Source organism: Candidatus Poriferisocius sp., assembly GCF_965214065.1.
In the GTDB taxonomy this organism is placed as follows: domain Bacteria; phylum Actinomycetota; class Acidimicrobiia; order Acidimicrobiales; family Bin134; genus Poriferisocius.
In genome coordinates, this window is sequence record NZ_CBDCAT010000008.1 from 1 (window position 1) to 6,390 (window position 6,390).

Annotated in this window: 4 protein-coding genes and 1 pseudogene; 4 read left to right on the forward strand and 1 reads right to left on the reverse strand. The window is 64.6% G+C overall.

From position 1 onward, the window contains the following. A partial coding sequence (locus ACOOGG_RS00390; protein WP_420431141.1) for a metallophosphoesterase family protein occupies positions 1-724 on the forward strand: 724 nt, incomplete at its 5' end. A 61-nt stretch (positions 725-785) separates the two neighbouring features. Here ACOOGG_RS00390 and ACOOGG_RS00395 read toward each other — a convergent pair. Further along, positions 786-2,402 (reverse strand): thiamine pyrophosphate-dependent enzyme, encoded by a 1,617-nt coding sequence (locus ACOOGG_RS00395; protein WP_420431143.1) that lies wholly within the window; start codon positions 2,400-2,402, stop codon positions 786-788. A gap of 148 nt (positions 2,403-2,550) precedes the next feature. Between ACOOGG_RS00395 and ACOOGG_RS00400 the strand changes: the two genes are divergently transcribed. From ACOOGG_RS00400 to katG, 3 genes and pseudogenes are all read left to right on the forward strand, one after another. Continuing rightward, complete coding sequence (locus ACOOGG_RS00400; protein ID WP_420431145.1) at positions 2,551-3,444, forward strand: NAD-dependent epimerase/dehydratase family protein; 894 nt, start codon at positions 2,551-2,553, stop codon at positions 3,442-3,444. A gap of 94 nt (positions 3,445-3,538) precedes the next feature. Next, positions 3,539-3,985: a Fur family transcriptional regulator gene (locus ACOOGG_RS00405; protein ID WP_420431147.1), complete on the forward strand. Its 447-nt coding sequence runs from the start codon at positions 3,539-3,541 to the stop codon at positions 3,983-3,985. A gap of 42 nt (positions 3,986-4,027) precedes the next feature. Continuing rightward, a pseudogene (gene katG, locus ACOOGG_RS00410) lies at positions 4,028-6,213 on the forward strand (catalase/peroxidase HPI). Positions 6,214-6,390: the final 177 nt, after the last annotated feature.

Here is a 6,390-nt window from a genome sequence, read left to right on the forward strand (position 1 = left end):
CATTTCCCACAACGGCACCGAGGCCGAATACCAAAAGACCGCCGAGAAGCTCGCCCGCTTGCCGGTGCCTGCGGTGGTGTGTCCCGGCAATCACGACCGGCAGGTGCCCTTCGATGCCATTTTGCCCCGTCCGGGGGTGAGCAACGGGCGTACCTTGCGGGTCGGGAGCTGGCTGTATCTGTTTGCCGACTCCAACGCAGAAGGTCGGGATCAGCGCACAGATGGCTCTATGTTTGATCGCGAGGATCGGACCCACAAGCACGGGCGCTTCGGCGATGCTGAAGTGACGTGGATGGCCGAGACCGTCGAGCGGAGCGACGCGGAGCACGCCTTCGTCTGGACCCACCATCCTCCAGGAGCATTCGGCTTCTTCCACAAGGCCGACCATGACGCCGAGTTCGCCCGACTCATCGACATGGCTCCCGCAATCCGTGGGATCGGAGCTGGCCACACCCACACCAACACGACTTTGAAGGTCGCGGGGCGACCTATCCACCAGTGCCCGTCGCTGTCCGTCAACATCGACCTTGAGAACTTCACCACGATGCCGCCCGGTTTCCGCACCTACGAGTTCACAGAAGACGGTTCGGTTACCAGCGAGGCCCACTTGGTGGGCGAATCCCGCTGGCCGAGAAGCCCGCTCTCCAAAGTCACCCAGCGCATGCTCCGCGGCGAGATCAGCTTCGAGGAGATGATGGACCAACTGGCTGCTGAGCGGGCCTGACCGTCGCATTCCACAGCGCTACCTCTGCGACACACCACTAGCCGGCAACCAGCAAATCCATTCAGAACCCGTTGGTGGGGAGCGGGTCTATGGCCAGTTCGATGACGGCGGGCCGGTTGTCGGCGATCATGTCCCGCACTGCTTGGCGGAGGCCGTCGTTGTCGGCGACCCGGGTGGCGGCGCAGCCGAATGATTCGGCGTATTTGACCAGGTCGGGATTGCGCAGCTCGGTGCCGAGCAGGCGCCCGCCAAAGTTGAGCTCCTGGTCGAGGCGGGTATTTCCGTAGCCACCGTCGTTGATCACGACGTGGACGGCGGGGATCTCGTATTGGACAGCGGTGGCGAGTTCGTTGCTGGCGAACAAGAAGCCGCCGTCGCCGCTGATGGACACGGACGGGCGGTCGGGGGTAGCCACCTTGGCGCCGAGGGACATGTTCATGGCGAAGCCGAGCGTGCCCATGTACGACGACGTGAGGTAGGAGCGGGGGCGGGCCACCGGCAGGTACATGTGGCACATGTAGCCCACCATGGTGGCGTCGACCGCCAAGATGGCGTCATCAGGCAGGCTGTCGCTAAGGGCTTCGACGATTGCCGCCTGCGGACCCGAGGCGCGATGTGCGGCGTCGACCTGTTCCCGGACCTCCCGCCATTCCCCAGAGCGGTCGGGATCCGGATCGCTCATCTGCCGCAGTGCGCCGAGCAGATCGGCCACTCCGGTTTCTGCGTCGCCGACGAGGGCGACTTCGGGTTGTGTGAATCGGCCTATCTCACTGACGTCGACATCGAGATGTATCAGCCGGTGGCGGTCGCCCAACCCAACGCCCTGGAGGCGGGTTCCCACCGCGAGCACCACATCGGCGTTGGCGATCACCGGTGCAAGACGCTGGTGCACGAACAGCGTGCCGATGGCCGCGGGGTTGTGGCCGTCGATCACCCCCTTGCCCTCCCGGGTGGAAATGGTGGCCGCCTGGAGGTGGCGTTGCAGCTCCCGCACCACATGAGCCGCGCCATGTGCTCCGCCGCCGACCACCAATAGCGGATGGTCGGCTTCGGCCAGCATCCCGGCGGCTCGCTCGATGAGTTCGGGATCGGGCCGTTGCGGCTCGCTGGCCACGGGTTCGATTACCGCCGCGGAGGTTTGCTCGCCCATCGTCTCAGGTGGGATTTCGAGGTGGACAGGGCGGGGGCGGCCACTGGCCATCGCCGCGAAGGCCCGGCGCACCGCAGCGGGAAGCTGGTCGGCTTCGGTGACTCGCTCGGCGTGCTTGGTAATGGGCCTCACCACGTCGAGTTGGTCGTGTACCTCGTGGGGGAGGCTGTCGCCTCGGCCGATGGAGCCTCGGTTGATCTGCCCCGAAATTTGGATCACCGGCGAAGACGCCGCATACGCCGTGGCCAGCCCGGCACCGGCGTTGTACACGCCTGGGCCCGGCACAATGAGCGTCGTACCCGGCTTTCCGCTTGCCCGGGCGTAGCCGTCGGCCATGTAGGCCGTGGCCTGCTCGTGGCGCGTCGTGATGTAGCGGATCTTGTCGGCACCGTGGTGGAACGAGTCAAGAATGTGCATCAGCTGCACGCCCGGGATGCCGAACACGGTTTCGACACCCTCGCGCAACAACTGCTCGACTACCGCTGATCCGCCTGATCGCTTCGATTCGCCATCTGGTCGCTCGGTCATCGCGTCTCCAGTGTTGCTGGTCTCATTGCAGCGGCAAGTTACCTCACCATCGAGCTATCGCCGTCGGCTCAGATGCTGCGAGCGGCACTTGGCGGCGACGCCAGGGGCACTTACGCTGGCGGTTCCGACCAAATCGTGAGGAGCAATTGTGGAGTTGAGGAACAAGACCATCGTGGTGACGGGACCGACGGGGATGGTGGGGCCGCCACTGTGCAAGACCCTGGCGGCCGACAATCGAGTGATCGCTCTGGCTCGGTTCTCAGATGCTGGTGCTCGGGCCGACCTTGAGGCCGGGGGAGTGGAGTGCATCGCCGTGGACTTCGTCGAGGCTGATTTCTCGGCAGTTCCCCGCGATGTGGATGTGGTGGTGAACCTGGCGGTGATCAAGACCGGCGACTGGAGGACCGATCTGGCCGTGTGCTCTGAGGCCACCGGCCATTTGATGAGCCACTTCCGAGGCGCCGAGGCGTTTCTGCACTGCTCTTCGGGGGCGGTCTATCAGCCCAACGGCGGGCAGCCGTTCACCGAGGACAGCCCTCATGGCAACCACCATGCCCACATGATGCCGACCTATTCGATCTGCAAGATAGCGGGGGAGTCGGTAGCCCGATTCGGGGCTCAGGAATTCAACCTGCCTACGGTTATCGCCCGTCTCAACGTGCCCTATGGCGACACCACCGGCTGGCCCTTCTTCCATCTTCTGATGATGCGGGCGGGCATGGACATCGAAGTCCACACCGACGGCGCCCGCTACAACCTCGTCCACGACGAGGACATCGCCGCCGACCTGCCCGTACTGCTCGACCAGGCCGCAGTCCCGGCCACCACGCTCAACTGGGCTAGCCCCGGGCTGGTGTCGGTAGCCGAATGGTGCGCGTACATGGCCGAGATAGACGGCTGTGACCCGCCCAAGATCGTGGAGACCGATACCGCCATTCCCAGCACTGTCATGGACACCAGCGGTATCGAAGCCCTGCGACCCGATCGCCTGGTGAACTGGCGAGAGGGCATTCGCCGTCTCGTAGAGAACCACCCGGCCTGACTGAATTCACGCCAGGTTTGGTTACGGGGCAAATAGAGTAATCAGATATAAGCTAATATTGGATTTAGTCTAATCTAGTCGGTATGATGCTCTCATGCCGTCGAGCGACACCCCCGCCCCCGCTGACCTCTTGCGCCAGCACGGCGTCCAAGTCACTGCCCAGAGGATTGCCGTCATCCGTGCCGTTTCGGCCTGTCCCCACGGTACGGTGGATGACGTGGCCGAGGCGGTCCACAACGACATTGGCGCCATATCCCGCCAGGCGGTGTATGACTCAGTGGGGATGCTGGCCGAAAAGGGCCTGATCCGAAGGATCCAGCCCGCGGGGTCGCCGGCCCGTTATGAGGACCGGGTGGGCGACAACCACCACCACTTGATCTGTCGCTCCTGCAACCGGATGGTGGATGTCGACTGCGCGGTGGGCTACACCCCGTGTCTCACCGCCGCCGACGACTCCGGATACGAGATCTACGAGGCCGAGGTCATCTACTGGGGCCGCTGCCCCGAGTGCTTCGCCGCCGACCGCGAGCCGGCCGTCTGATGAGCCAATCAACAACCAAGCAACAACTCAAAGGAGAGTCCCATGACTGAGAGCACCAGCCAGTGTCCGTTTTCAGGCGCCAACACCGCCAAGGGCACATCGGCCACCGAGCAGTGGTGGCCCGAGCAGCTGAATCTGAAGATCCTGCACCAGCATTCCCTGAAGCCGATCCGATGGGGGATGGCTTCGACTACGCCGCAGAGTTCGAAACACTCGATCTGGCGGCGGTGAAACAGGACATCGCCGACGTGTTGACCGATTCCAAGGACTGGTGGCCAGCCGACTACGGGCACTACGGCCCGCTGATGATCCGGCTCACCTGGCACGCGGCCGGCACCTACCGGATCGGCGACGGCCGGGGTGGTGGAGGCACCGGCGCCCAACGGTTCGCCCCCCTGAACAGCTGGCCCGACAATGCCAGCTTGGACAAGGCCCGCCGGTTGCTGTGGCCCGTCAAGCAGAAGTACGGCGGCAAGCTCTCCTGGGCCGACCTGTTGATCCTGGCCGGCAACGTGGCCTTGGAGTCGATGGGTTTGGAGACGTTCGGCTTCGGCGGCGGACGCTCCGACATCTGGGCCCCCGAGGAGGACATCTACTGGGGCTCGGAGAACGAGTGGCTCGGCGACGAGCGCTACACGGGAGAGCGCGACCTGGAGACCCCGCTGGGCGCAGTGCAAATGGGACTCATCTACGTCAACCCCGAGGGCCCCAACGCCAATCCCGATCCCATTGCCGCCGGAATCGATATCCGGGAGACGTTCGCCCGCATGGCCATGGACGACGAGGAGACCGTAGCTCTGATCGCAGGCGGCCACACCTTCGGCAAGGCTCACGGGGCCGCCCCCGATACCTATGTCGGGGATGACCCCGAAGCAGCCAGCCTCGAAGAGCAGGGCTTGGGCTGGAAGAACACCTTCGGCACTGGCGCAGGCGGTGACGCCATCACCAGCGGTCTGGAAGGCGCATGGACCAACGATCCCGCTAGATGGGACAACGGATTTTTCGACAACCTGTTCGGCTATGAGTGGGAGCTGACCCAGAGCCCCGCCGGTGCCCAGCAGTGGCGCCCAACCGACCGGGCTGCCGATGACACCGTGCCCGACGCCCATGATCCATCTGTGCGGTGCGCGCCGATGATGTTGACCACCGACCTGGCTTTGCGGTTCGACCCGATTTACGAGCCCATTTCCCGCCGCTTCCACGAGAACCCCGACGAGCTGGCCGACGCCTTCGCTCGGGCCTGGTTCAAGCTCACCCACCGCGACATGGGCCCGGTGGCCCGCTACCTCGGCCCCGAGGTCCCCGACGAGGAGCTGATCTGGCAAGACCCGGTGCCCGCAGTTCATGGCGATCTGGTGGGCGACGCTGAGGTAGCCGACCTAAAGGGCCGAATCCTCGGTTCTGGGCTGTCGGTGTCGCAGTTGGCAGCCACCGCATGGGCTTCGGCCTCCACGTTCCGGGGCACCGACATGCGAGGCGGGGCCAACGGCGCCCGCATCCGGCTTGCCCCCCAGAGCGGCTGGGATGTGAACCTCCAAGCGGGCGTGGCTGACGTGGTAGCCGTCCTCGAGCAGATCCAAGCCGACTTCAACGCCCAAGGCGGCCCGCAGGTATCACTGGCCGATTTGATTGTCCTCGGCGGATGCGCCGCAGTGGAGAAAGCAGCCAACGATGCCGGCCACAACGTGGCAGTTCGGTTCTCACCGGGCCGCACTGACGCCTCCCAGAATCAGACCGACGTCGAGAGCTTCGCTGTGCTCGAGCCCACCGCCGACGGCTTCCGCAACTACTTGGCCGACTTCCACAAGCGCCCCGCCGAGGAGCTACTGGTGGAGAAGGCGTTCCTGCTCAACCTGACCGCACCCGAGATGACAGCGCTGGTGGGCGGGATGCGAGCGCTGGACGCCAACGCCGGCCAGTCCCAACATGGTGTGCTCACCGACCGGCCGGGCACGCTTTCCAACGACTTCTTCACCAACCTGTTGAGCATGGACACCGAGTGGCGGGTTTCCACCGATCAGGCCAGGGTATACGAAGGGCACGACCGGGCCACCGGCGAACTCCGCTGGACCGCAACCGCCGCCGACCTGGTGTTCGGCTCCAACTCCCAGCTCCGGGCCATAGCCGAGGTTTACGGGTGCGACGACGGCGAGGAGAAGTTCGTCAACGATTTCTCCTCAGCCTGGGCCAAGGTCATGAACCTGGATCGGTTCGACCGGCTTGGATGAGCACTGAGGGGCGGTTCGCTCGGTGCCGCTGCATGTCGTGGTCTCGGAGCGATGCAAAGTATGCAGTTCTGCTAACATATCTGCATGCAAGGCACTAGCGTGCGGATCGACGTTGCAACGCACCGGGAATTGAAGGAGCTGGCCGCTTCTCTGGGCACCACAGTGGGCGACACGGTT

What these genes read in the sequence shown, in the direction of transcription:
- ACOOGG_RS00395 (WP_420431143.1), bottom strand. Translation starts at nt 2,402, where the DNA reads ATGACCGAGCGACCAGATGGCGAATCGAAGCGATCAGGCGGATCAGCG.
- ACOOGG_RS00405 (WP_420431147.1), top strand. Translation starts at nt 3,539, where the DNA reads ATGCCGTCGAGCGACACCCCCGCCCCCGCTGACCTCTTGCGCCAGCAC.